This window comes from Ruegeria sp. AP11, from assembly GCF_056535865.1.
The window spans coordinates 232,746-257,859 of record NZ_JBQFJB010000002.1 but is presented as its reverse complement, the minus strand read 5'-3'; the positions used below and the strand labels follow the sequence as shown (position 1 = coordinate 257,859).

The window sequence follows — 25,114 nt, the reverse complement described above, 5'->3', positions numbered from 1 at the left end:
TTGTGCCTGTAGTTTCCGATTATGAGAGTACTTCTTGCCGAAGATGAACCGCAGCTCAGTGAGCAAATCAAAAAACTGCTGACCGCAGAAGGTCGCGTTGTTGATGTGGCCGCCAATGGAACGGACGCCCTTCATCTGGGTGCAACCGAGCCCTACGACATGATCATCCTCGACATTGGCTTGCCCGAACGTGATGGCATTTCTGTCTTGCGTGAATGGCGCAGTTCGGGGCTCAAAACACCAGTCCTGATCCTGACAGCCCGGGACGGATGGAGCGAGCGCGTTGATGGGCTTGATGCCGGCGCGGATGATTACATGACAAAGCCGTTTCACATGCCGGAATTGGCTGCGCGCGTCCGGGCGATCCTGCGCAGACAAAGCGGTCAGTTGAACCCTGTGATCGAAATGGGAAAGGTCTCTCTGGATACGCGGAACGGTCGTGTCAGCGTGGGCGGAATTCCGGTAGACCTGACGGCACAGGAAATTGCCGTCCTGACCTACCTCGCGCATAATATCGGGCGCATGGTGTCGCGCACTGAGTTGTCAGAACATATCTATGAATATGACGGTGACAGGGACTCGAACACCATTGCTGTCTTCATAACCCGGTTACGCAAGAAACTTGGCCCGGATCTCATCACAACGATCAGAGGGCGCGGCTATATGATCGATACAACCTGATGCTGTCGCTGCGCCAACGTGCCTTACTTGGCGGGCTGGCGTCCGCCGCGCTGTCGGTTGGTGTCGGAACATTGGTTGTGTTTTCGTACATCAACACCCGTGTTCTGGAGCAGTTTGACCAGACACTGCGCGACAGGCACACCCAACTTGTTGTCGGGTTGAGTGCGACTACGGATGACCCAGAGGCTCTGCATGGTCTCATGTTCGACCCGGCCTATGGAACACCGTTTTCGGGCAGATACTGGCAAGTGACAGACAGAAGCGGAGCCACGTATACGTCTGCCTCGCTCTTTGATGAAACAATTTCCGAACCTGAGCGTGTGAGGCAGGAGGCAATCGTCTGGAACACGTCCGGCCCGGACAATGAGGCCGTTCGCGGTGTCTATCAGAAGATCACCTTCGAAGACCGAACCGAATGGGGCGTGACGGTCGCTGAAAGCAGACTTGAGCTGATCAGCGAACGCCGGGCTGCCCAGAGCAGCTTGCTTCCGGTTTTTGGGCTGGTCGGCTTGATCGGGGTTGCCGGCTCGCTGCTTTTGATGTCAACCATTGTCGGCCCTCTCAGGAAACTACGCTCGGATGTGGCGCATCGCTGGGACAAGGGAGATGACCTGAACCCCGAAGACTATCCCGAGGAGGTTTCGCCGCTTGTTGAGGACCTCAACCAGTTACTGCACAGAAACCGCGAAATTGTGTCTAGTTCTCGGCGTCAAGCGGCTGATTTGGCGCATGCGCTCAAAACTCCGACAGCAATCCTTCGTAACGAGTTGGCAGCTTTGTCGCACACGGGCGCAGATACTGAACCTGCAGATGACGCGTTGAACAGGATTGATGCTCAACTGAAGCGTTCGCTGGCGCGAATGCGTGCGTCGAACACCGCCGAACTCACGTATTCACGAACCGATCTTTCAAATTCAATCGCCAGGTTATCCAGACTGTTTTCGATAATGGCAGAACGCGAAGGGAAATCACTTTTGACTGATTGCGAAGTCGGCCTTCAGGTTCGAATGGACACTCAGGACATCGAGGAGGTAATTGGAAACCTCCTCGACAATGCGCTCATATGGAGTCGAACAACAATCCATATCACTGCAAAACGTATTGAGAACGGTATTGAAATTTGCGTTGAGGATGACGGGCCAGGGATTCCGGAAGACGCACGCGAAGGGGTGCTTCGCTCCGGAGGCCGGCTGGACACCTCTGTCAGCGGCACCGGTTTGGGTCTGGCCATATCCGTTGACCTGTTGAACGCTTATGGCAGCAAGTTGAAATTGGAAACATCCGCGAGCCTTGGCGGTTTGGTCTGTCAGATACTAATCTCGGGATAGACACAGTGTATTAGGTGTTTAGTCTCAGTGCGTGGTGGATTCACGACAAAGATCACCTCATCTTCAACGCAGTTGGAACGCCAGTGAGAACGGAAATTATGCTAGGCCAGAAGTTGGATTACCTCCACTCCAGCTCGGTCGTGCCCGACAATCTACATGCACCGAGCGCTCTCCCGAGGCTCTGTTGCAAAGATTTGGCTGTTGACGCGCTTGGGTTTAGCGCGTGGATGGCTTTCGGTCCCAAATAGTCGAAAGCCAGCTCATGATCTCCTTTAAAGGCGCACAATATCCCAAGGATGTGATCCTCTTTGCTGTGTTCTTCTACTTTCGATACGGCGTGTCGTACCGTGACCTTGAAGTCAGAGAACTACTCGCATAACAAAGCAGGTCAGATGTATTTCCTCGAACTTCGGAAACTGCGCAACAGAACCGTAACGAAGATAGAAGAACACTACGTATAATATCACGTCCCTTGGAAAATGAGCGCCTTTGAACGAAATTGTCACTGTCTACCTCGATCAAAATCCGAGACGCCATTAACACGAAGACCTCCTAGCTAAAAAATTGCGACAAAGCCACTCAAAAGACCCCGGATTTAGCATTGCAATACCGTGACAGGTCGTTCCAGATAAAGCGGCTTTCTGGATTCAAATGTTTTTAGAACGCTGCATTGCTCGGCGACGGAGTGGTAATAATCCCGCAACAAATCAAAGGGAACATCCGCCAGAAGATAGTCCAGATCCCGAATCACAAAGATCGTAAAGCCTAGATCCTTCCAATATTCGAGCTGCCATTCCTCTTTCTGAAGCGGCCAACTGTGGGCCTTGACCTCGTAATTGATGTCGTCCTCGTCAACATCCTCCAGCCCGTACATCGTACTTGGCGCATTGACGTAATAGATCGCATCCGCATCGTTGTTCCGCATCAGGCTTTCCGGGGCCATTTCCGGAAGGTCAACATCGTATTTCTTAGCCAGCCGTTCCAGCCGTTGCAATTCCATATCCTGCGCATTCGCGTGCTGCGGCAACCCCAATGGTTGAGACGTCAGGATTCGTTTCGATCCGAAATTGCCGATCAGATACTCATCCAGCTCCTCGGTCAGAGGGCGCGCCACCGCCTGACTTACGGGGCCCCACGCGCCCATCACAGATAGCAGCGTCGCAACCGTACCGGCACCCAGAGCCGCCAGACGCATTGCGCGCATCGCCGACGTGGCAGCCGCCCCCAGAACCAGACAACCAAGCAGCAGGAAACCGGCGAAATTGGCAATCCAGAGATGTTCAGGCTGCCTTGACCCCGTGATGTAAGCGGTAAAAAGGCTACCAATCGCCAGTGATCCCCAGATCACCCAAAGGACATCACGATTGGGAAATTCGATTGTCTTGGTCGCCAACAAACCCAGCGGCGTCAGAAAAACAAGCAAAGTGAAAACCGGGTTCAGACCCCAGTATAAATCAAACGAACGGGCGGCTAGGGTTATTAGCCCGACGGCGAAGCCCTCGCCGTCCTGAACGGACATCACCGTTTGAATTTTTTGGTAATCCAAAAAGTTTTCAAGGTCCAACAATATGCCGATGTTCAGAATGGGCCACAGGATCAACATGACAACGCCCGCGCGAAGGGCCGATGCCAGACATGCTTTCGGGCCTTCCCGCCGCAGCAGGATTAACATCCATCCCAAAGCCAGAGGGCCAAGTACGAAAATGGCCGATTGTTTGAAGCTGACCGCCAAGGTCACACTCAGCCCGGTCAGAAAATCCCAGCGACTAGGTTGAATTGTCTCGGTCCGTTTCCAAAGGCAAAAGAAGACCGCAACGATCACAACTGCCAGAGCGCTGTCCCCCTTGGCGATATGCGCCATGAAAACACCCAGCGGGAATAGTGCCCCCATCAGACCAACCCACACGGCCGCAAGCGGTTTCAATTGCAGTTGACGCGCGAATGCAAAGAAAAGAGGCGCCATCAATGCGCTGATCATAGCGGTCGTATATCGCGCGGTCACATAAAACGGCGTCGGATCTTCAAAATAGGCCGCTCGAAATTCACCCGGGTTGCTCCACATATCGGTACCAAGACCAAACGCGAACAGCCCGCCAAAAGCCACGGCATTCAGGTAGTTAATCAGCGGGGGATAAAAATGCTGACCAGGTATCAATTGACCTGTCAGAACTTTCGCTGCATCGTTAATGCGTTCATCGCCGTGGAAATAGCCATAATCCGCTCCGCTTGCCCGCAGAGTCAGAGCAATCAGATAGAGACATATGCTCAGTACAATTAGAACAGATTTTTGCTCAAATTTGGTATCTAACATTAAAGAAGTCGAATCCTGGTTACCTTTTGAAAGCTACTATGTTCTCTGAAATGAAATCAACTCGAACCGGCCTCCGGAAGGTGCCGCCTATCCCCCCCATGTATAACCCGCCAATTGGCGGCGGAATTGTTTTCGGAACAGAAACATGACGCCGGGATCCGTTTTTTGTGTGCGACGCAACGCTCTACGATTCCTTGATCAGGGCAAATCTCTTTTTTTCCGTGCATATGTGATGCAGCGGCTGGTACATGCAATGCACCCACATCTGCGTAGAATTGGCACGATCGTCGTTGCCATCATTTTCGGTACTTGCCTGATTGATACAAACTGGATGCTGCAATGACTGTTACGAATTTCCTGATTGTTTTAACAAGTGTCACCCTATCGGCGCTGGCGCAGACCTCATTCAAATACGGAGTGCGGCGGATTCAAATGGGCGTGGACACATCTCTCTTTGACAAAGCGGCGACAATGCTCTTTTCGCCATACGTTATTGGCGGCCTTTCCCTGTATGGCATTGGGACCATCCTTTGGTTATTTGCATTGCGCCGGATGGATTTGACTCTGGCCTACCCATTTGTCGCGATGAGTTTCGTCATGGTTCTGGCCTCCGGCGTATTCATACTTGGGGAACCAGTTTCGTTCGGGCGCATCACAGGCGTTTTTCTGATCGTCGCCGGTCTGATCGTGATTTCGCAATCTGCCTGAAACGTGGTTTTCGGATTGACCGAAATTGCAGTTAAGACGGATGTGTTGCAAACTTTTAGAATGGCCAAAGTAGCGCCTTACTGGACGTACCTATCCTGCGATCTCGGCAAATTGCCGAAAGCCGGATGTCGTCGTGCTGGGGAATTGCTGCTTTCGGATCATGTGCGCAACCTCAATGCCGTCCAGAGTAGCCGAAGCGGATCTGAACGACTTGAACCCGCACATGTGCCGCACGCGACGCTTGATAAACCGATGATCCTGCTCGATCTGGTTATTCAAATACTTGGACCTGACCGTTTGGATTTTGGCTGGGCTGCCAAACCGATTAAGGATTTTGTTCACCTCTCGAATGCCCGCGGCGTTGGCCCCACTTTTGTCGATGACGATCTTGCTCGGGATTCCATTTGAAGACAGCGCTTTGGCAAAGAACCTAGCGACTGCTGGACGGTTCCTGCGCTCGGACAGCATGAAATCAAGGGTGTTTCCTGCCTTGTCGACGGCCCGATAGAGGTACATCCATTTGCCGCGAACACGAATATAGGTCTCGTCCATGCGCCAGGAGCTCAGCGTTGAGCGTTTCTTCGATTGCGCTCTTGCTGCGATCATCGGTGAATACTTCACAACCCATCTGTTAAGTGTGGCGTGGTCCACCTGCACGCCGCGTTCGGCCATGATCTCTTCAAGGTCGCGATAGGACACCGGGTACCGCAGATAGAAGTACGAAGTACACAGCGTACAAAACCGCATCCTTGGGGAAATGGCAGCCCTTCAATGAGATCATGCTCAAGTAACCTGTTCGAAAACTATTCTACGAGTACAAACCTCAGATCTCGTAAGCTCGTCAAATAGTCCCCAGAGTTTGCGAAACATCCCTCCATTCTTCTAGTGAAATAAGCCTCAAGTCATTAAATGCGCAAAAATTAACCATTATGCACATTAGTACAGTCTCATCTACAAACCACAATTACACTAGATAAATAGTGCTTGTCGGGTTGATTGGCTTCAACTGGAATTGCACGCAGAATACCTCTCACGAAGCCCCTTGCGCCATACTTCCCCGCCCTGCCCTGACCTCTCCACTGTAGATCAGGAGACACTCACTGATCTCTATACTCACAGCACCCGCACCAACACGCTTTGCGCACATGAGCGTGACCTGCATTACATCAAGGCTTGGAAGTTTGCCCGGTAGGCAAATCATCAGATCCCCGCGACATACTCGAGCTATTGTTGGCCACCTGCCGTGGCCCACGCCGCGATTTCCGCATTCGGGCTTTGCTGATGTTGATCGGGCCAGCGGCGACACTCGGCGCTCGGAAATCACCGCGCTGAGGCGCGAGAACGTGCCGCTGAGCGAATTCGACAAACAGGTATAATCTGGCTCTCACCGTTGGAGGCCAAAACCAAAAGCGAGACCCCGAACCTGGCGTTCATCGGACGCGCGGCTCAAACGCTGACACATTAGATTGAGGACGAAAACAGAGGATGGCCCCCTCCTCCACCCCACGTCAAAGGCCAATCATATACTGAAACGCGCCTTAGTCCGCATGCAATCTATCGGATCGTCGAAACACCGTCTTTAACTCGCGGGCCTTCCCGCAACCTTCCCCTTGCAGCACGGGTTTCGATCCTGCTTTCTGACGCAAGCTGCGCTAGTCCACGCGCCAATCCAAGCCGCCATGACCCCATCCCTGCATAAACTCCTCGCGTAGGCACAGAAATATTATGATGATATCGGAATTGCCGAAAGATCCGTGGCCGGCCTGCCGGGATATTCCAGACAATAATTTAGGGCGGTAACCCACGGGTTACCGCCCTATTGCCAAAAATCGAGAACATGTAACCCGCGGGTTACCGCTCATTTAGAACAGCCTCAAAGGCCTCGACTGCACGTTGTAGCTTTGCTCTGTCTACCGAACTGAAGTCCAATCCGGACAATATTCTGCACTCCCCTTTTCGGGCAGTGATCTTTGTTGCGCCGACATGGAACTCATATTTGACGCTCTCGCTCTTCTCAGCCGATTTGCGAACAACTGCTTCGGCTTCAGCGTTCTGGACAAACGCGCTCAAAGCTGCATTTTGCTCATCAGCTGAAGACACCGGCCCCATTGCGTCCCTCAGGCCGGCCAATGTTCCCGGTGAAGCTTTTAGCTTTCGCGCGACATCAACACCCAGGTTTCTTGAAATCGCTTTCGGGTAAGGCAGCGCGCCATCCAGTTCATTCAACAAATAGACAAAGCTGCGGATATAGGATCGCTTCATCTTGTGCAAAGACGCGTACAATCGACCGACCAGAGCCTCTGCATCGCCCAATCCTAGCTCCGAATCCTGTGTCGCTAGAATGGCCACCTGGGCCATCTCAGCGAAGGTCAGATCCTCCCGGACGACATTCTCCTCCACCATGTCGATGTAAAGGTCGATCCGGTCACCCTTGGCCTCCGCAACTCTGGCCGTCACTTTGGCAAAGCGCTCATCGCCCGTCTCTTCGAACAGCTGTTTCAGCGCGGTAAGCCGGCGCCAACCTTTCTTAAGCTGGAACTGACCGCTTTCATCCTTGTAGAGCTCGATCGGTTCCTTTTGCCCACGCTCCTGAATCGAAGCCTTGAGCTCATCCATCTCATCCGAACTGGCAACAGCCGAGAGTTCAAGACGATCCCGGGGCAGGTCGGATGTATGGATTTCATTGATTCCGACGGCAACCAGAACCCTGCCTTCATCGCGTGCTTTCCGGTACTCCTTGGCGTCCGAGGCATTCTGACGCCGCTGCTCAACGCGGTTCTCAGTGCTTTCGTTCAGACTGTCAGCTGTTTCCCGAACCGCAGCGCCCATCGGTCCGACATCACGGCGACGGGATTTCTTCAGATCGCTTTCGTCAATAGGAGTGAAGCCAAACTTATTCCCGCTCATTCTACACGCTCCTCAACTTTCGTCCGGGCCTCCCAGGCTCTCAGAACGACTTCTTTGAATTCGCCATAGGCATTGTCGAATGATTGACGCGCCCGCTTCCAGGTATCCCGAGTCATTTGTCTGTAGTCTTGCTCGTAAACGGACATCTGGAATCGGCCCGACTGCTCAACTGCACGAGTCATTTCAATCGCGTTCTGGCAGACATCCGCGCCGAAGACGTTCTTGAACGCATCCATCATCGCAATGTGCAGTGAATTGCTTGCCTCAAAGCGGGTCATAAGAACGCGAATATCATCGAACCGTTTTGGCAAGGTAATGCCTGCATCCTGAGCAATGCGCTCGAATCCGGTGGTGATATCTTCCAGCGCGTCACCCAGCTGACCGAGATAGCTGGTAGTGCTGTCATACTCCCAATACCCGGGGCCTGAAGGAATATAGAGAATATCCGCGGCAAAGGCTGCGTTCAAAGACTGGTATCCGATTGCAGGGGGGCAGTCGAAAATGATAAGGTCGTACTGATCATCCGGCAGCTCGTCGAGATATCGTGCGACACAGCCAAAAAAGCTCCACGCTTTGTGAATTGACCGGTACTGCGCCGAGGCAAACTCGACAAAGGCCGCGTTCGCACAGCTCGGAATGATATCGATCGTCGACCAAGATGTTCTTTGAATGAAATCCTGTACGCGCTGTGCACCGATCGACTGAACATCTTCGGGCAATTCGTCGGCAGTGGGGTAGGGGCAGTCTGCAGGGTCATCATATTCTTCCGCGATCCGGTTGGCCTCGCGGCAAAGATCACGACACATGATACCCCATACAGTGTTCCATTCTCTGACCTCGGCCAGCCCCATGGAATGGGTAAGCGTCGCCTGAGGGTCAAAATCGACAACCAGAACCCGATAGCCGTCAAGAGCAGCTGCGTTCGCCAGGTGCTGTGCGACCACGGTTTTGCCAACGCCACCCTTGAAGTTTGAAACCGCTACTCTCATCGCCCGACCTGCAGGCCGATGGGGCAACAGAGTTTTGCCTCTGAATCTCAGGCGACGCCGCAATTCGTTAATCTCAGCTAGCGAGAACCATCTCTGCCGCCCGTCTTCTTCGGTCGCGCCTTGTGGTAGCGATGGATCATCGGCCAGTTTCTTTCTTAATGTGTCTGCAGGGACATCAAACATGAACTGGCTGATCTCCCATATCGAGAAGGGTCGAAGCACTTTCTCATCTGCAGGAGAGAACGTCGCCCGGCGTACGGCGGCCTGCTGAGCCAGGCTGCGTTCGTTCATTGCTTGTAGGTCGGTATGGTCACGCATCATGCTGCTCTTGTTATATATCGAATATCCTCTCTTAACGCGATTTTCGGAAACTGCAAAACTTAAAGATTGGATTTTCCGCTTTTTCCAAATCGGTCGAGGAAATACGGGAGATATTTGAGGTCAGCGACAAGGTTTAGGTGACAGGAAATCGCGCTTCACCAGATTTATGGTGACAAAACGCCCCCTATAGGGTGTCATATACCTGTCACCTATATCCTATTAACCGATTTTTCTTTTGATTTTTGAATACGTGTATCTCATCCTGCTTTTCTAAGATCGTTGACAAACTACGGGATTTCGCCACACTGAACTCAATTGATGGAATCGGTCGACGAAACCGGTCCACACGAGGCACAGTGGCAGTGGTGAGATGGAAATAAAGCGATTTACAGGACCTCATGCTGGGTCGCAGAAGTACGACCTTCTAACTGCGATATCCGTGGCAGGGCTAAACGGGACACCCGGATTTCAGTGTTCGATGATGCGTCTCATTGCGCTGATCACTGCCCGGTACAACTGGCGATCCGATGAGTTGACGGTCGGACAAAAGGAAATGGCACGGTTGTGGTCGGTAAACGAACGCACCGTAAAGCGAGAGATCAAACGTCTCATCGACAAAAAAGTATTACTGCAGCTTAGACCGGGTGTGAGAGGGCGGGTTGCTGCCTACAGGTTGAACTATTCCGAAATTCATCGTCTTAGCGAGCCTGTCTGGAAGAATGTGGGTCCAGATTTTGCTTCGAGGATGGAATCGCAGGCGCCAAAACCAGTCGAAAAGGTCGTTCATGTAAATTTTGGTCCTGAAAAACCGGCAACAGCCGAACATCAAGGACAAAATCTGCCCTCGCCTTGGGATCGGGTGCTGCACCGATTGTCTCTTTCAGAAGCATTGCTGTTCAAAAGCTGGTATCGCGACCTGCAGCTTGTTGAAACTGAAGGGCAAACAATCACGTTGCGTGCCCCCAGCAAGTTCATCGCGCAATATGTACAATCTCATCATCTGAGACCATTGATTGGGGCTATTCAGTTGGAATTTGGTGTCATCCAGAAGGTGAACTTTATCAGCTAAGCTGTCCACATACCCCACATAGGCGAATTTTGGTGCGATGCTGTGAATTCGCGTCAACGGATAGGGCAGGGGCATGCGGGGTTGCTCAGGGGCGAAGGGAGGACTATCTAGCGACAATGGTTTTTTGGGCCGGGTCCCAATGCCCCGCCTCTTCTTTGATCACTGTGGAAGCTTGCATTGCTAAAGATCAAATCGAAATTCGCCGCATTCACCGAAGACTCGATTCTGTGGAGATTGTTGACTGAGAATATGCGGGCGCAGATGGTGCCCTATATCATTGCGATCATCGCGATGGTCTTTGTCGCGGGTACCACGGCGGCGGTTGCGTTCATCATGCGCGATGTGGTGGATTCGCTGTTCGACAGCGAGAATGCCGGCAAGATATTTGGCGTATCCATGGCGGTCTTCTTGATTTTCCTCGTCAAAGGGGTGGCCACCTATGTGCAGGTGGTGGCTCTGACGCGGGCAGGGAACCGTATCGTGGCACAACAGCAGATCAGACTCTATGACAAGCTATTGCGGCAGGGCGTTTCATTTTTCAATCTCACAGAAAGCTCGGACCTTCTGATGAAGGTGACGCAATCCGCGCAGGCGGCGCGGACCGTTATCGAGATCATGGTTACCACTGCTGTACGTGATACCCTGACATTGGTCGGGCTGCTGTTCGTCATGTTCTATCAACAGCCGATTCTGTCACTGTTTACGCTGATTATTGGCCCTGTTGCGATCTGGGGTGTTCGGTCGCTTCTGCGCAAAGTGCGCGAGATTGCAGATATGGAACTGCAATCGATGGGCGCGATCATGAAGGTGATTCAGGAGACTTCGGCCGGTATTCGGGTGGTCAAATCATTTGGTCTGGAAGAGCGCATGGCCGGACAGATGTATACGGCTGTCAAAAGCGTTGAAAAGCGGCGCAATAAGCTGGCGCGCCTGCAAGCCGCAACCAGCCCGCTGATGGACATTCTGGCGGGTTTTGCGATCGCCTCCGTCATTGGCCTGAGCGCGGCCAACATCTTTGGGTCCGCAGGTTCGACACCGGGCGAGTTGATGTCCTTCGTCACAGCTTTGATGATGGCTTATGAGCCGGCCAAACGGTTGTCCAAAGTTCGGGTCAAAATGGAAATCGGGCTGCGGCGCGTGAAGATGCTGTTTACGTTGCTGGATCAGCCGGAAACGCTGCCTGAACAGGCAGATCCAAAGACCCTGCCCGAAGGGCCAAGGAAGGTTGTATTCAACAACGTCACCTTCGGCTATCGCAAGCGGGACCCCATTCTCAAAAAGCTCTCACTGACCTTTGAGGCCGGGCAAACTACGGCGCTTGTCGGCCTTTCCGGGGGCGGTAAATCGACCATTCTGAACCTCGCGCTCAGGCTTTATGATCCGATCAAAGGTTCGGTGTCGATTGACGGGCAGGACATCAAATTCGCCTCGTTCGAAACGCTGCGCAAAAATATGTCCTTCGTGGGTCAGGAAACCTTTTTGTTTTCGGCTTCTATTGCCGACAATATCCGCTTTGGTCGTGAAGGCGCCTCGCAGAATGACGTGATCGAAGCTGCCAAAGCGGCTAATGCTTATGACTTTATTATGGCCCTTGAAGACGGGTTTGACACCATGGTGGGCGAAAACGGAGCCTTCTTGTCAGGTGGGCAGAAACAGCGCCTCGCAATCGCGCGTGCACTGCTGCGCGACAGCCCGATTCTGTTGCTTGATGAACCCACCAGCGCGCTGGATTCGCAGTCCGAACATTTGGTCCAGGAAGCTCTGCATCGACTGACGAAAGGGCGCACCACAATCATCGTGGCGCACCGCTTGTCCACAATCATGCACGCGGACAAGATTGTTGTTATCGAAGGCGGCGAGGTTCTGGAGCAAGGCAGTGCAGAGCAGTTGCTGGAGCATGATGGGCCGTTCAAAACGCTCTATGACCATCAGTATTCCAACGCGGTCAAAGTGGAATGAGCGCAGGGTCTGACAGCAAGCCTCTGGTCGCGTCCGTCATCATTCCAACCTACCAAAGCTGGGATCAGTTGCAGCTATGTCTTGATTGTCTGGCCACCCAGACAATCGATTCTGACCGGTTTGAAATTCTCGCCGTGAACAACGACCCCAAAGACCCGGTACCAAAGGGATTTCGACTGCCTGCGAATGCCCGCATCCTCAGAGAGGCCAAACCCGGTTCATACGCCGCAAGAAACTGCGGAATTGAAGAGGCTGCCGCGGATTTGCTGTTTTTCACGGATTCTGATTGTCAGCCCGATCCCCGTTACGTAGAGGCCGGGTTGAAATTCGCCGACGATCACCCCGAGATCGGTCGATTTGGTGGCAACGTCGAACTGATCCCGAACGGCCAGGACTGGACGATAGCCGAGCTCTATGATGTGCACCTTGGCCTTGAGCAACAGAAATGGGTTGAACGGGGCAGGGCGGTGACCGCCAACCTGTTCGTACGCCGCTGGGTCATGGATCGGGTTGGGCGCTTTAATGACACGGTTCTGTCGGGCGGTGATATGGAGTGGAACGACCGGGCCCGGGCCGCGGGTGAGCCCATCCTGTTCGCCTCAGACGCCATTGTGCGCCACCCCGCACGCCACAGTCTTGGCGAACACATTACCAAGGCCCGCCGCATCGAAGGCGCCCGATTGCGTCGGAACTCCAAGCGGGGTTTCGTCAATTACATTCCGCCCATCCATAAACTTGTTCCGTCATTCAAGACGCTGCGAACTCTGCTCAGGAAAAGCGAACTGACGACTGCGCAGAGCTTTGGTGTATGGGGAGTTCATTATGTACTGCGCGTCGTGAAAATCACCGAGACGGTGCGTTTGTTGTGGTTTCGGAGGCCGGATCAGCGGAGATAGCCCGAATTCTAGCCTTTGTGGGTAGTGTGCATTTTGTTGAAATTATGATTATTAGCTGGCATTCATCGAACGCGAATACGGTTTTGTTTGGTTCTGTTGCGCAGTTTACCGAAGTTCGAAAAAATACATCTGACCGGTTCCGTTGCAAAGTTTGCGGTTGTTCGGAAACCTAGTTTTGAGCCGATGGGTTAGGCTGCCAGCTCTGCGAACTGTAGAAATGGGGATCTGTTGCAAACTTTTGGCTGTTGACGAGGTCAGATGCTGCGGGTGAATGACTTTCGGTAAAATCAGTCGAAAGTCAGTTCATGATTTCCTTCAAAGGCGCGCAATATCCGAAGGATGTGATCCTGTTCGCGGTGTTTTTCTATGTCCGGTACGGTGTGTCATACCGGGATCTGGAAGAAATCATGGCCGAGCGCGGTGTTTCAGTGGACCACACCACGCTGAACCGATGGGTAACACGCTATTCTGGTGCAATCGCTGAGGCAGCACGTCGCCGCAAATGGCCATGTAATCGTTCCTGGAGAATGGACGAAACTTACATCAAAGTTAAAGGTGCGTGGGTTTACCTCTATCGAGCTGTCGACAAGAACGGCAAGACCCTTGATTTCATGCATTCACGACGCCGAAACAAACCAGCTGCCACCAAGTTCTTCGCCAGGATGTTGGAGGTCAATGGATTGCCGATGAAGATTGTAATCGACAAGAGCGGTGCCAACACCGCCGGCATCAAGGCCATCAACAAGATGTTGAAGAGGATCTCTTTGAAAAGTACATCTTTAAAGCGTCTATAGCGCTGAAAATATCACATTATTAAAAACACAGCGCCACGCGGAAACCCATCGGAATACCCGGGATAAATGGAAGATTCCGGTGCCAATGGCATATTTTGTTGAAAAACTCTTCCTTGATCGGTGCATGAACTGCTGATTCAATTCTTTCAATGGGTGGGAGGATTGAGCGATGTTGGGAACGAGGCAGGAAGCGCAATCGTCGCTGTTCTATGAGTTCTCATTGGAGAACCACGTTCCCCAGGATCACTTACTTCGGTCGATTGATCGCTTTGTTGATTTGAGCAGCATTCGAGTGCATCTCGCGGATTTCTACAGCCACACCGGTCGTCCATCGGTCGATCCTGAGCTGCTGATCCGTATGCTGCTGGTCGGCTATTGCTTCGGCATCCGCTCTGAGCGACGGCTGTGCTAAGAGGTGCATTTAAACCTGGCATATCGATGGTTTTGCCGCCTTGATCTGAATGACCGTATCCCGGATCACTCGACGTTCTCCAAGAACCGGCATGGACGCTTCCGCGAGAGCGAACTGCTGCGTCACCTTTTCGAGACGACTGTCGCGCGGTGCATCGAAGAAGGTCTGGTCAGCGGTCAGCGCATGGCAATCGATGCCAGCTTGATCGAAGCCGATGCAAACAAACAAAACTCAACGCCAAAGGAAGAATGGGATGCGTCAACCATCGATCCAGAAGATGCGCCTCGCGCGGTCCGCGAATATCTCGACACCCTGGATGAGGCGGCTTTCGGAGCTGCGAGCGAAGTGCAGCCCAAGTTCACCTCGCATTCTGATCCCGCCAGCCAATGGACGGCAGCCCGCAAAAGCCCTGCTTTCTTCAGTTACTCCGACAACTACCTGATCGACACCGACCATGGGGTGATAGTCGACGTGGAAGGCACCAGTTCAATCCGGCAAGCAGAGGTCGGATCCACCAAGACGATACTGGACCGGGCGAAAGCGAAGTTCGATCTACATCCGGAGCGCCTGATCGCGGACACCGCCTATGGCACCGGGCCGCTCCTGGGCTGGTTGGTCGATCGCAACATCGCCCCGCACATTCCGGTCTTCGACAAGTCCGGGCGCAACGATGGCACCTGGACGCGGGCGGATTTCGAGTGGGATGCAAAAAACGATCAGTACATTTGCCCTGAGGGCCAGGAACTCAAGCAGTTCCGACGCAACTATTCTGACCCAAACCGAGGGCCAACTGGCAAGGGTACAGCCCGCTACCGCGCCTTGAAAGACGTCTGCCGAGCCTGCCCATCCAAAGCCAAATGCTGCCCAAACGCCGATGCACGCAAAATCACCCGGGAAGAACACGAAGATGCCCGTCAGGTTGCCCGCGAGATCGCCAAAACCCGCCAATACGACATCTCGATGAAACTCAGAAAGAAGGTCGAGATGCTCTTTGCCCACCTCAAACGCATCCTCGGTCTGGGACGGCTCCGATTACGCGGACCATGTGGTGCCAATGACGAATTCCTCCTCGCCGCCACCGCCCAGAACCTCCGCAAATTGGCCAAGATCATTCCTGCACCGCAGCAAACGCGCAAAGCCTGACCAGAAAGGTGCTCGCGCTCTGTTCAGCGCATCACTTTCTGCGTCAGCAACACGTTGTTTTTCAACAGAATGGGCGGGAACCGACCATTCGCTGTCGGCGCGAAAAAGCCATTTGCACTCTTGCTTAGCGGTCATTCGACGACGGACAGCCTATAACATCAAACGGATGATCACCCTGATCGGGGTACGTGGGCTTCTGACCGCCATTCCGGCCTAATCCGGGGCGAACCGTTCAGATTGCGCGGCGGGAAACGCTGATTAGAGCTCAATTTCCACCCCGCTCCAGCGCAATAGGCCCCAAAAATGGTTCAGAAACCGAAACCCCCAAAGGAAACCAGCAGAAAATCTCTAACGCCGAAAACCAAATAGGTTTCCACACAGCGTCGGTCGAATTCGTCCACAAGTTCGGACGTTCTGAGCACTCGAGTACTCAGACTTAGCTGCTTCAAATGACTAAGTTCCTTGGCCGCCCAAACGCGTCGCCTAGTGCCTAAATTCCATTGCTCAGGTGGGTTCTATACTTTGGCCATATCCCATTAACTGGTCAACATGGTCAGGTTACGCCAACAAATTTCGAAGTGGAAAATTGAGGCAAGGCGAAGACTGGTTGCGAATACCGATGGACCATCGAGCAGCGAGGCAAACGAGCTCTTTCGGAGACTTGCCGAAGATAACCCATTGATGACGATTGTGTTCATCTTCGGGGGGTGTCGGGACGACCCCTTGCGGCGAAGCACTGTATCGGCGATCGGGCCGGTTCGCCGCGCCCAAGAACGAAATTGTTAGCGGACTACGAGCTACATGGTTCGGTCGTCATTCAATCGACAGAGGCGCACGTCAATGGCCAAAAGTCTCTGCTACAGTTCTATCTGCAGTTTTCAGACCTCCGATCTGCGCCAACAAACTGACGATCGCATCAACGCCCGTACGTTGGCGCAGTGCAGAGAACACGAAAGGCCGGCCTTTCCGCATACGTGTCGCGTCGCGTTCCATCACTTCGAGCGATGCTCCGACATGGGGGGCGAGGTCGGTTTTGTTGATGATCAGAATGTCTGATTTTGTGATCGCCGGGCCACCCTTGCGCGGGATTTCCTCGCCCGCGGCAACGTCAATGACATATATCGTTAGGTCCGCCAACTCGGGGCTGAACGTGGCCGACAGGTTGTCGCCACCGCTTTCGATCAGCACCACATCTACATCGGGGTGGCGCGCCTGCATTTCAGCAACAGCCGCAAGGTTGATCGAGGCATCCTCGCGGATTGCGGTGTGCGGGCAGCCGCCGGTTTCGACGCCAATGATCCGGTCCTGCGGCAGGATCTGCATCCGCATCAGGGCTTCAGCATCCTCTTGAGTGTAGATGTCGTTAGTGATGACACCCAGGGAGCAGACGTCACGCAGGGCTTCAGAAAGGGCGGCAGTCAAGGTGGTTTTGCCAGCTCCGACCGGGCCGCCGATGCCCACGCGGAGGGGGCCGTTCATACTGCTCATGTTCGAAAAATCCTTGAATATTGAGTTTCGTGCTGCATCGTGGCGATGTCGGTCATGAAGGTGGTCGAACTCAGCTCGCTCAGACCTGTTTGCTGCGCTGTTTCAGCGATATCGGCGCAGAGCGGCGTTAGGTCGCGGATCAATCGCTGCGCATCGGTCTGACCCAGAGGCACAAGGCGGGTAGCGCAGGCGACCAGGTTGCTCATGAACGCCTGCAGGAACATCTGTGTCACCAGCAGAAGAGGCAGGTTCTGCATCCGCGCGGCGCGGCCCACCGCGACCGAATAGGTGAGGCGCTGTAGGTCCAACCCCCAGATATCTCCGGTCACGGACCCGAAGGCCCGACCCAGAAGATCGGTTTCCATAAGCCGTTCCGATCCAGCGCACATGGCGCGGGCGGTGGCATCGATCTGGGTCAAAGCAGCCCTGTCAGCGGCATCATAGGCGGCCACAAGAAACAGCGCGTCATTCCAGCCCGAGCCATGTTGCAGCACCGTAGCGACCCAATCGCCTGTCTGGTCAGCGCCCGCGACCCGGCCCTGTTCGATCGCGGCTTCCAGCCCATGGGAATAGGCGAAACCGCCCACCGGATAGGCCGGGGACAACCACTGCGTCAGCGTCAGGATGTCGGCGTTAATGGGTGTGTCCATGGGTCCTGCCATGACCATATGCGCCGCCTTCGGGGGTAAAGGGCTCGACGACTTCGCGGATGTCGGCCCCCAGTTTCGTCAGCATGTCGCGGATGACGTGATCGCGCTGAATCAGCAGCCTGTCTGCTTCGATCTGGCAGGGCGTGTGCCGGTTGCCGATATGCCATGCCAGTTGCAGCAGATGGTCGCCGCTGATTTCCAGAAGGTCTTCGGGGGCGGCGATGATCTCGATCTCGCGCCCGTCTTCGAGCACCAGAACCCCGCCATGATCCAGAGACTTTGTCTGGGCCAGATCGACCAGAAACGCCTCACCCTCATCGGTTGCCAGCATCTTTCGGCGCAGGAAGCGCCCGTCATAGTCCAACGAAACCTGCGCATAGGCCGGGGTGTGGGGGTGATTGTGGTAGATGCGGGCGGTTTTGATCGCGGAGGTCATCTTGGCCTTCTTCCTGTCTCAGAACATGAAATAACGTTGCGCCATCGGCAAAACCTCGGCGGGTTGGCAGGTGAGCAATTCGCCGTCCGCACGTACCTCATAGGTTTCGGGGTCGACGTCGATCTGCGGCGTTGCATCGTTCAGCAGCAAATCCTGCTTGCCGATGTCGCGGGTATTGCGCACGACGACGGTCTGTTTCGCCAGCCCAAGCGTATCGCCAATCCCGTCGGCCTGCGCGGCGGCCGAGACAAAGGTGATCGCCGAGTGTTCCACCGAGCGCCCATAAGCCCCGAACATCGGGCGGCTATAGACCGGCTGCGGTGTCGGGATCGAGGCATTCGGATCGCCCATCTGCGCGCAGGCAATGGTGCCGCCCAGCAGAACCATTTCGGGCTTCACGCCAAAGAAGGCGGGGTTCCATAGCACCAGATCGGCGCGTTTGCCTTCTTCTATGCTGCCGATTTCATGGCTGACGCCGTGGGCAATTGCCGGGTTGATGGTGTATTTCGCGATATAGCGGCGCACGCGCATATTGTCGTTTTCACCGGTTTCCTCGGGTAGGCGGCCGCGCTGTTTCTTCATCTTGTCAGCGGTCTGCCATGTGCGGATCAGCACTTCTCCCACGCGGCCCATGGCTTGACTGTCGGACGCGATGATGCTGAACGCGCCCATGTCGTGCAGGATATCCTCGGCCGCAATCGTCTCGCGCCGGATGCGGCTTTCGGCAAAAGCCACATCCTCGGGGATGGATTTGTCGAGGTGGTGACAGACCATCAGCATGTCCAGATGCTCTTCGACCGTGTTCACGGTGAAGGGCCGCGTCGGGTTGGTCGAGGACGGCAGAACGTGGTTCTCACCGCAGATCTTGATGATATCCGGGGCGTGGCCGCCGCCTGCGCCCTCGGTGTGAAACGCATGAATGGTCCGGCCTTTCATGGCCCCCACGGTGTTTTCCACAAAGCCGGATTCGTTCAGCGTGTCGGTGTGGATCATCACCTGCACGTCCATCGCGTCGGCGACCGAGAGGCAGCAGTCGATGGCCGCAGGTGTCGTGCCCCAATCTTCGTGCAGTTTCAGCGCGCAGGCCCCGGCCTTGACCTGTTCCTCTAACGCAGCGGGTAGCGAAGCGTTTCCCTTACCGGCAAAGGCCAGGTTCATCGGGAAGGCGTCAGCCGCCTGCAGCATCCGCCCGATATGCCAGGGGCCGGGGGTGCAGGTGGTGGCCAGAGTGCCGTGCGCCGGTCCGGTGCCACCGCCCAGCATGGTGGTCAGACCGGAATGCAGCGCGTCCTCGATCTGTTGTGGGCAGATATAGTGGATATGGCTGTCGAACCCACCCGCGGTCAGGATACGCCCTTCACCCGCGATGGCCTCGGTTCCGGGGCCGATGATGATATCGACGCCGGGCTGCGTGTCTGGGTTCCCGGCCTTGCCGATCTTGGCGATGCGCCCGTCTTTCAGACCCACATCGGCCTTGTAGATACCCGAGTGGTCCACGATCAGCGCATTGGTGATGACCGTATCCACGGCCCCTTCGGCCCGGGTGGCCTGAGACTGCCCCATCCCGTCACGGATCACCTTGCCGCCGCCAAATTTGACCTCTTCGCCATAGACGGTCAGGTCGCGTTCTACCTCGATCACCAGATCGGTGTCGGCCAGCCGCAGCTTGTCTCCCGTGGTGGGGCCAAACATGGCGGCATAGTCAGAGCGTTTGATTTTTGCTGGCATCAGAGTGGCCCCATGACCTTTTGATTGAACCCGTAAACCTTGCGCGCGCCGCTGATCAGGATCAGCGAGACCTCTCGGGCCTGACCGGGTTCGAACCGCACAGCGGTACCGGGGGCGATGTCCAGACGCAGGCCATGGGAGGCAGCGCGGTCGAATTCCAGTGCGGGATTGGTTTCGGCGAAATGATAGTGCGAGCCGACCTGAATTGGGCGGTCGCCGGTATTGGCCACCATCAGCGTCACCGGTTCAACGCCCGGGTTGAGCGTGATTTCGCCCTCGGCAGGGAAAAGCTCGCCGGGGATCATTTGTTTAGTTTCACCATCAAAGCAACAGCGGCCAGTGCGACCACCGCGAGGCCCACGGCCAAAGCGGCATAGTCCGTGCCATGTGCATGGATATGCGTGCCATTATGCGCGGCGGCGGGGCCAGCCAGGATCAAAGCGGGGAAAAGCATACGGGTCATATCAGGGTTCCTTTGTCAGCGAATAGGGTTGTGGACGGTCACCAGCTTGGTGCCGTCGGGAAAGGTGGCCTCGACCTGAACCTCGTGGATCATCTCGGGCACGCCCTCCATGCATTGCGCGCGGGTGATCACCTCGGCCCCGGCTTGCATCATGTCGGCGACCGACCGCCCGTCGCGGGCACCTTCGACCACGGCGTCAGTGATCAGGGCAATCGCCTCGGGGTGGTTCAGCTTGACACCACGGGCCAGCCGCTTGCGGGCGACCTCGGCGGCCATGGCAACCAGCAGTTTGTCTTTTTCTCGGGGCGTCAGGTTCATGTCAGATTGTCCAGCATCGGGGAAGCGTATTATTGTTCAGTTGCCGCAGGACCGGCAGCAGCGCGCGGCGCAGGGCAAGGCTGTTTTGGGCCAGCATTCGGATCACCAGCAGATCACGGTGCAGCAAGCTGGCCCCGGCGGTGTCGGGCAGCATCTGACGGATCGCGTCCAACTGGCCTTGGGCCGTGGGTGAGGCGAAGGCGACCAAAGCCATCGCACCTGCGTCGCCTGCGATATGGGGCTGGGCCAGATGCGTCTGCAGATCGCCGCTGAACCGCAAGGCGTCCAGAAATAGGGGCGCGCCGTTCCGGCGAATCTCGATCCGGTCGCGCAGGCGGATATCGGTCAGGCGTTCGCCCATGGCCATCCGCCCGAAGATCAGCGGCTCGACCATCAGCGCGCTGGCATCAGGGGCCAGATCGATTTGCAAACGGCGGTCAAGCGCGCTGCCGTCGAATAGGATCGTCTCTTGCGGCAACCAGTTCAGCCGCGCGCCCGGTGCGGCTATCAGGTGATTGACGACCTGCCCGGACGGGCCGGGCTTGGCCTTATAGGCGCGCTCGCAGGCCTGCGTGGTCAGGGTCAACGTTGTGCCTTTACCCGCCTGAGCCTGCAATCGAAACGAATCGCCGCCTGTGATCCCGCCCGCAGTGTTCAGCAACACGGCATCCAGCGCATCCCCGTCGGTTCGGGGGAACAGGCACTTGAACGATCCCGACTGGCGAAACCCGTCCAGAACCGAGGCTTTGCAATAACGCTTGACGCTCAGCCGAACTGCGCCCTGTGCGCGTGGCGGCGTCGTGGCCTTGGGGGGCGATATCGTGGCGTGATGTGTAATGGCGCACCTGCGGGACAACGTTCGGTGCCGCCTGTTTCAGCGCTTGTTTGTCAAAACTCTATTCCCGAACAGCGAATCCTGTCCGTTTTTCAGAGCAGCAGATTACTTCTTGGGCAATCATCCCGACTTTCGCCGAAAATTTGAGCACAAGTGCCGAATGATCGGGAATGTCCGGCTAACGATTTGCCAACTTCGCCGCAATGCAGAAACCGTATGGGTGCCCACCACGGGGAAAACGCCCAGGGGTGTGTGACGGCTGCGCGAATTGGACCTCGGACACAACCGCCACACGTAACGCAACATACAGTTGCGGGGATCAGGTAGTAGAAGACGGCGTGTCAACGCAAGGCTTCTGTGCCCGCCCCGCCAGGAGAATCTAATGACATTTCTCAAATCCACGCTCGCCGGATCGGCCGTCTTCGCCGCCATGGCAACCGCTGCGTTGTCGGCAGAAGACACCATCAAGGTTGGCGTACTGCATTCGCTGTCGGGCACCATGGCGATCTCGGAGACCACGCTGAAAGACACCATGCTGATGCTGATCGACCAGCAAAACGCCAAGGGCGGCCTGCTCGGCAAGCAGCTTGAGGCCGTGGTGGTCGACCCCGCATCCGACTGGCCGCTATTTGCTGAAAAAGCGCGTGAGCTGCTGAGCGTGCATGAGGTGGATGTGATCTTTGGCAACTGGACGTCTGTTAGCCGAAAGTCGGTCCTGCCGGTGATCGAAGAACTGAACGGCCTGCTGTTCTATCCGGTTCAATATGAGGGTGAAGAATCTTCCAAGAACGTCTTCTACACTGGTGCCGCGCCGAACCAGCAGGCAATCCCTGCGACCGACTATTTCCTGGACGAGTTGGGCGTTGAGAAATTCGCACTGCTAGGCACTGATTATGTTTATCCCCGCACCACCAACAACATTCTGGAAAGCTATCTGAGGCAGAAGGGCATCGCGGACGAGGATATCTTCGTCAACTACACCCCGTTTGGGCACTCTGACTGGTCCAAGATCGTGGCCGATGTGGTCGCACTGGGTGCTGATGGCAAGAAGGTCGGCGTGATCTCGACCATCAACGGTGACGCCAACATTGGCTTCTACAAAGAGCTGGCTGCGGCGGGCGTCTCAGCAGACGACATTCCGGTCGTGGCCTTCTCGGTGGGTGAGGAAGAACTGTCCGGTCTGGATACCACCAACCTTGTCGGCCATTTGGCGGCGTGGAACTACTTCCAGTCAGCAGATACCGATGCCAATGCTGAATTCGTTGAAACATGGAAAGCAACCATGGGCGACGAGCGCGTGACCAATGACCCGATGGAGGCGCATTACATCGGCTTCAACATGTGGGTGAACGCCGCGACCGAGGCCGGTTCGACCGAAGTCGACGATGTGCGCGCCGCCATGTACGGGCAGGAATTCCAGAACCTGACCGGTGGAACTGCTGTCATGCTGCCGAACCACCACCTGGCCAAGCCGGTTCTGATCGGTGAGATTCAGGAAGACGGTCAGTTCGACATCATCAGCGAAACCGACGTTGTGCCGGGCGACGCCTGGACTGACTTCCTGCCGGAATCGGCGGTGCTGATCTCGGATTGGAAAGAACTGGGTTGCGGTATGTACAACACCGAGACCAAGACCTGCGTTCAGACCCTGTCGAACTACTAAACGATACGCAAGGCGGGTGTGATTGCCCGCTTTGCCCCAAGACATCTCGGGTTTCATCAAATGTTACGACTATACCTTGCGGGCCTCGCAATCCTGTGCGCCTGCCTGACTGCCAACGCGCAAGAGGCCGGTTTGCAGCCGATTCTGCGACAGCATCAGGAGATCATCGCCAAAAGCTCACGCAAGACGATCAAACCGGCGATTGACGCGATTGCCAGCAGCGGGTTGCCACAGGCGCAGGTGATGCTTGAGACATGGGCCGCCAAGGACGTGTGGATGCGCAAGTCCGACGGCCTGTTCTTTGCCGGGAAAAAAGCCGAGGGGCGGTCGTATGAACTGACCGATTTCGATACGGGAGAGGTCGTCGGGACGTTTGAGAGATCCGACCTGAAACAGTTGAAACCCAATAGCGGTATCCGCGCGATGATCGGAACGGCTTTGGTGCAGTTCCAGTTGACCGATCCAGATCGCGCTCGGCGACAGGCTGCGTTGCAATCCATCCAACGCGATCCCGAGGGGGTATTGTTGGAACCACTTCGCGCGTCAATTGACGACGAACCCGATGCGGATTTGAAGGCGCAGAAACAGCGGTTGGAACGGTTGTTGACCATTGGGTATGACACCGATACCGGCGCGCGTGTGGCTGCGATTGAAGAGATGTCCGACGATCTGGGCGTCGATGTTCGCGCGGCCCTGAACCCTTTGGTAGTGACCAAACGACAGGCCGCTGCCACGCTGCCCTCGGACATGAATATCGCCGCCGTGCTGCAACCCGACTCGGATGACCTGTCGCGCGACGTGGCTTATGATCTGCTGGTTGCCAGCGATCTGGCCGCACCGCGTGTTTCGGCAGACGACCTTCGCGCCGCTCTGGCCGCCAATATCGACCGAGGTCGCGTGGGGGGTGTACCGGTTGCGCAACTGAGCTCCGCCGCTGCCCGCGCGCAGGCGTATGAGGCATTGGCTGAGGCTGGGGCCTTCCCGGCCTTGATCACGCAAGCCGACATCGATGCAGCACTTGCCGCGCATGTGTTCTTTGATACCTACGCGGAGCCTTCGTTCGACGTGACCGCCGCCGCCGCGCATGCATTGGAGCAGATTGAGTTGAAGGTCGGCCTGAACCAGACCCTCGACCTGACGTTGGACGCGATTTCTCTGGCGTCGATTTATTTCCTCGCCGCAATCGGCCTGGCGATCACCTTCGGTGTGATGGGCGTCATCAACATGGCCCATGGTGAGTTCATCATGATGGGCGCATACACTGGCTATGTGGTGCAGCAATTTATCCCCGACCACACGCTGTCGATCATCGTCGCGATCCCGATGGCCTTTGCCGTCACCTTCGCCATGGGCGTCGCGATGGAGCGGCTGGTGATCCGCTGGCTGTATTCGCGTCCACTTGAGACTCTGTTGGCGACCTTCGGTATCTCGATTGCGCTGCAACAACTGGCCAAGAACACCTTCGGCACGCAGGCAAGGCCGCTGACCGCGCCCGGCTGGCTGGACGGCGCTTGGGTGCTGAACGACGTGGTCTCGATCAGCTATATCCGTATCGCGATCTTTGTGCTGGCGATGATCTTTCTGGGGCTGTTTTTGTACATCATGAAACGCACCCGGTTGGGGCTTGAGATGCGCGCAGTGACGCAGAACCCGCGTATGGCCGGATCGATGGGCATCAATCCAGGGCGGGTGAATATGCTGACCTTCGGGCTGGGTTCGGGCATCGCCGGGATCGCCGGAGTTGCAATTGGACTGTTCGCCAAGGTCACGTCCGATCTGGGCAGCGACTATATCGTGCAGAGCTTCATGACTGTGGTTGTCGGCGGTGTGGGCAATATCTGGGGCGCGCTGGCGGGGGCAGGCATGATCGGCTTCCTGCAAAAGGGGATTGAGTGGATGACCCCCTCGAACACCCTCGCGGCCCAAACCTACATGATCATCTTCATCATCATTTTCATCCAGTTCCGGCCAAGGGGCATCATCGCCCTCAAAGGCCGCGCGGCGGGGGATTGAGC

At 55.7% G+C, this 25,114-nt stretch carries 19 protein-coding genes and 5 pseudogenes; 11 read left to right on the top strand and 13 right to left on the bottom strand.

What is annotated here, in order from left to right:
- Positions 1 to 21: 21 nt before the first annotated feature.
- From ACR3E4_RS19115 to ACR3E4_RS19105, 3 genes and pseudogenes are all read left to right on the top strand, one after another.
- Positions 22 to 681 carry a response regulator transcription factor gene (locus ACR3E4_RS19115; RefSeq protein WP_480530665.1) on the top strand — a complete coding sequence of 220 codons (660 nt, stop codon included), beginning with the start codon at positions 22 to 24 and terminating at the stop codon, positions 679 to 681.
- Positions 681 to 2,009 (top strand): ATP-binding protein, encoded by a 1,329-nt coding sequence (locus tag ACR3E4_RS19110; RefSeq protein WP_480530663.1) that lies wholly within the window; start codon positions 681 to 683, stop codon positions 2,007 to 2,009. Before ACR3E4_RS19115 ends, ACR3E4_RS19110 begins: the two co-directional genes overlap by 1 nt.
- Before the next feature lie 262 nt (positions 2,010 to 2,271).
- Positions 2,272 to 2,367: pseudogene (locus tag ACR3E4_RS19105) on the top strand (IS6 family transposase); the annotation flags it as partial.
- 37 nt (positions 2,368 to 2,404) lie between these two features.
- Here the strand turns inward: ACR3E4_RS19105 and ACR3E4_RS19100 are convergent.
- Positions 2,405 to 2,515 (bottom strand): annotated as a pseudogene (locus ACR3E4_RS19100) (IS6 family transposase); the annotation flags it as partial.
- Positions 2,516 to 2,604: 89 nt separating this feature from the next.
- Entirely contained in the window at positions 2,605 to 4,320 is a 1,716-nt protein-coding gene (locus tag ACR3E4_RS19095; protein ID WP_480530661.1) for an ArnT family glycosyltransferase, read from the bottom strand.
- Positions 4,321 to 4,659: 339 nt separating this feature from the next.
- Between ACR3E4_RS19095 and ACR3E4_RS19090 the strand changes: the two genes are divergently transcribed.
- A complete protein-coding gene (locus tag ACR3E4_RS19090) occupies positions 4,660 to 5,028 on the top strand; it encodes an EamA family transporter (protein WP_480530659.1) in 369 nt (122 codons plus the stop codon).
- A 90-nt stretch (positions 5,029 to 5,118) separates the two neighbouring features.
- Here the strand turns inward: ACR3E4_RS19090 and ACR3E4_RS19085 are convergent.
- The 3 genes and pseudogenes from ACR3E4_RS19085 to ACR3E4_RS19075 form a co-directional block, all read right to left on the bottom strand.
- Positions 5,119 to 5,809: pseudogene (locus ACR3E4_RS19085) on the bottom strand (IS6 family transposase).
- Positions 5,810 to 6,879: 1,070 nt separating this feature from the next.
- Positions 6,880 to 7,935 carry a ParB N-terminal domain-containing protein gene (locus ACR3E4_RS19080; protein ID WP_480530657.1) on the bottom strand — a complete coding sequence of 352 codons (1,056 nt, stop codon included), beginning with the start codon at positions 7,933 to 7,935 and terminating at the stop codon, positions 6,880 to 6,882.
- On the bottom strand, positions 7,932 to 9,242 hold the full coding sequence (locus tag ACR3E4_RS19075) for an AAA family ATPase (protein WP_480530655.1): 1,311 nt from the start codon (positions 9,240 to 9,242) through the stop codon (positions 7,932 to 7,934). The genes ACR3E4_RS19080 and ACR3E4_RS19075 overlap by 4 nt, the downstream gene beginning before the upstream one ends.
- Positions 9,243 to 9,723: 481 nt before the next feature.
- Between ACR3E4_RS19075 and ACR3E4_RS19070 the strand changes: the two genes are divergently transcribed.
- From ACR3E4_RS19070 to ACR3E4_RS19050, 5 genes and pseudogenes are all read left to right on the top strand, one after another.
- Entirely contained in the window at positions 9,724 to 10,314 is a 591-nt protein-coding gene (locus ACR3E4_RS19070; protein ID WP_480530653.1) for a DnaA N-terminal domain-containing protein, read from the top strand.
- A 177-nt stretch (positions 10,315 to 10,491) separates the two neighbouring features.
- A complete protein-coding gene (locus tag ACR3E4_RS19065) occupies positions 10,492 to 12,273 on the top strand; it encodes an ABC transporter ATP-binding protein (protein WP_480530651.1) in 1,782 nt (593 codons plus the stop codon).
- Complete coding sequence (locus ACR3E4_RS19060; RefSeq protein WP_480530649.1) at positions 12,270 to 13,169, top strand: glycosyltransferase family 2 protein; 900 nt, start codon at positions 12,270 to 12,272, stop codon at positions 13,167 to 13,169. Before ACR3E4_RS19065 ends, ACR3E4_RS19060 begins: the two co-directional genes overlap by 4 nt.
- A gap of 305 nt (positions 13,170 to 13,474) precedes the next feature.
- Positions 13,475 to 13,927 (top strand): annotated as a pseudogene (locus tag ACR3E4_RS19055) (IS6 family transposase); the annotation flags it as partial.
- Positions 13,928 to 14,132: 205 nt separating this feature from the next.
- Positions 14,133 to 15,518 (top strand): annotated as a pseudogene (locus ACR3E4_RS19050) (IS1182 family transposase).
- An 837-nt stretch (positions 15,519 to 16,355) separates the two neighbouring features.
- On the opposite strand, the gene ureG reads toward ACR3E4_RS19050, so the two are convergent.
- The 8 genes from ureG to ACR3E4_RS19010 are packed head-to-tail and all read right to left on the bottom strand — an operon-like array spanning position 16,356 to position 21,457.
- Positions 16,356 to 17,006: an urease accessory protein UreG gene (ureG, locus tag ACR3E4_RS19045; protein WP_480530647.1), complete on the bottom strand. Its 651-nt coding sequence runs from the start codon at positions 17,004 to 17,006 to the stop codon at positions 16,356 to 16,358.
- Positions 17,003 to 17,656 (bottom strand): urease accessory protein UreF, encoded by a 654-nt coding sequence (locus ACR3E4_RS19040; protein WP_480530645.1) that lies wholly within the window; start codon positions 17,654 to 17,656, stop codon positions 17,003 to 17,005. The genes ureG and ACR3E4_RS19040 overlap by 4 nt, the downstream gene beginning before the upstream one ends.
- Positions 17,640 to 18,092 carry an urease accessory protein UreE gene (gene ureE / locus ACR3E4_RS19035; RefSeq protein WP_152460013.1) on the bottom strand — a complete coding sequence of 151 codons (453 nt, stop codon included), beginning with the start codon at positions 18,090 to 18,092 and terminating at the stop codon, positions 17,640 to 17,642. Before ureE ends, ACR3E4_RS19040 begins: the two co-directional genes overlap by 17 nt.
- Before the next feature lie 18 nt (positions 18,093 to 18,110).
- Entirely contained in the window at positions 18,111 to 19,820 is a 1,710-nt protein-coding gene (gene ureC, locus ACR3E4_RS19030) for an urease subunit alpha (RefSeq protein ID WP_480530643.1), read from the bottom strand.
- A complete protein-coding gene (locus ACR3E4_RS19025) occupies positions 19,820 to 20,125 on the bottom strand; it encodes an urease subunit beta (RefSeq protein WP_480530641.1) in 306 nt (101 codons plus the stop codon). The genes ureC and ACR3E4_RS19025 overlap by 1 nt, the downstream gene beginning before the upstream one ends.
- Positions 20,122 to 20,283: a peptidase M23 gene (locus tag ACR3E4_RS19020; RefSeq protein ID WP_152460018.1), complete on the bottom strand. Its 162-nt coding sequence runs from the start codon at positions 20,281 to 20,283 to the stop codon at positions 20,122 to 20,124. Before ACR3E4_RS19020 ends, ACR3E4_RS19025 begins: the two co-directional genes overlap by 4 nt.
- Before the next feature lie 15 nt (positions 20,284 to 20,298).
- On the bottom strand, positions 20,299 to 20,601 hold the full coding sequence (locus tag ACR3E4_RS19015) for an urease subunit gamma (protein ID WP_152460019.1): 303 nt from the start codon (positions 20,599 to 20,601) through the stop codon (positions 20,299 to 20,301).
- A gap of 1 nt (position 20,602) precedes the next feature.
- Positions 20,603 to 21,457 (bottom strand): urease accessory protein UreD, encoded by an 855-nt coding sequence (locus ACR3E4_RS19010; protein ID WP_254705402.1) that lies wholly within the window; start codon positions 21,455 to 21,457, stop codon positions 20,603 to 20,605.
- A gap of 361 nt (positions 21,458 to 21,818) precedes the next feature.
- Between ACR3E4_RS19010 and urtA the strand changes: the two genes are divergently transcribed.
- Together urtA and urtB are read left to right on the top strand one after the other, a co-directional pair.
- Entirely contained in the window at positions 21,819 to 23,099 is a 1,281-nt protein-coding gene (gene urtA, locus ACR3E4_RS19005; protein WP_480530639.1) for an urea ABC transporter substrate-binding protein, read from the top strand.
- Between the two features lie 60 nt (positions 23,100 to 23,159).
- The gene (urtB, locus tag ACR3E4_RS19000) at positions 23,160 to 25,112 is read left to right on the top strand and encodes an urea ABC transporter permease subunit UrtB (protein WP_480530637.1); all 1,953 of its coding nucleotides are present in this window, start codon (positions 23,160 to 23,162) and stop codon (positions 25,110 to 25,112) included.
- Positions 25,113 to 25,114: the final 2 nt, after the last annotated feature.

What these genes read in the sequence shown, in the direction of transcription:
- ACR3E4_RS19115 (WP_480530665.1), top strand. Translation starts at nt 22, where the DNA reads ATGAGAGTACTTCTTGCCGAAGATGAACCGCAGCTCAGTGAGCAAATC.
- ACR3E4_RS19110 (WP_480530663.1), top strand. Translation starts at nt 681, where the DNA reads ATGCTGTCGCTGCGCCAACGTGCCTTACTTGGCGGGCTGGCGTCCGCC.
- ACR3E4_RS19095 (WP_480530661.1), bottom strand. Translation starts at nt 4,320, where the DNA reads ATGTTAGATACCAAATTTGAGCAAAAATCTGTTCTAATTGTACTGAGC.
- ACR3E4_RS19090 (WP_480530659.1), top strand. Translation starts at nt 4,660, where the DNA reads ATGACTGTTACGAATTTCCTGATTGTTTTAACAAGTGTCACCCTATCG.
- ACR3E4_RS19080 (WP_480530657.1), bottom strand. Translation starts at nt 7,935, where the DNA reads ATGAGCGGGAATAAGTTTGGCTTCACTCCTATTGACGAAAGCGATCTG.
- ACR3E4_RS19075 (WP_480530655.1), bottom strand. Translation starts at nt 9,242, where the DNA reads ATGCGTGACCATACCGACCTACAAGCAATGAACGAACGCAGCCTGGCT.
- ACR3E4_RS19070 (WP_480530653.1), top strand. Translation starts at nt 9,724, where the DNA reads ATGATGCGTCTCATTGCGCTGATCACTGCCCGGTACAACTGGCGATCC.
- ACR3E4_RS19060 (WP_480530649.1), top strand. Translation starts at nt 12,270, where the DNA reads ATGAGCGCAGGGTCTGACAGCAAGCCTCTGGTCGCGTCCGTCATCATT.
- ureG (WP_480530647.1), bottom strand. Translation starts at nt 17,006, where the DNA reads ATGAGCAGTATGAACGGCCCCCTCCGCGTGGGCATCGGCGGCCCGGTC.
- ACR3E4_RS19040 (WP_480530645.1), bottom strand. Translation starts at nt 17,656, where the DNA reads ATGGACACACCCATTAACGCCGACATCCTGACGCTGACGCAGTGGTTG.
- ureE (WP_152460013.1), bottom strand. Translation starts at nt 18,092, where the DNA reads ATGACCTCCGCGATCAAAACCGCCCGCATCTACCACAATCACCCCCAC.
- ureC (WP_480530643.1), bottom strand. Translation starts at nt 19,820, where the DNA reads ATGCCAGCAAAAATCAAACGCTCTGACTATGCCGCCATGTTTGGCCCC.
- ACR3E4_RS19025 (WP_480530641.1), bottom strand. Translation starts at nt 20,125, where the DNA reads ATGATCCCCGGCGAGCTTTTCCCTGCCGAGGGCGAAATCACGCTCAAC.
- ACR3E4_RS19020 (WP_152460018.1), bottom strand. Translation starts at nt 20,283, where the DNA reads ATGACCCGTATGCTTTTCCCCGCTTTGATCCTGGCTGGCCCCGCCGCC.
- ACR3E4_RS19015 (WP_152460019.1), bottom strand. Translation starts at nt 20,601, where the DNA reads ATGAACCTGACGCCCCGAGAAAAAGACAAACTGCTGGTTGCCATGGCC.
- urtA (WP_480530639.1), top strand. Translation starts at nt 21,819, where the DNA reads ATGACATTTCTCAAATCCACGCTCGCCGGATCGGCCGTCTTCGCCGCC.
- urtB (WP_480530637.1), top strand. Translation starts at nt 23,160, where the DNA reads ATGTTACGACTATACCTTGCGGGCCTCGCAATCCTGTGCGCCTGCCTG.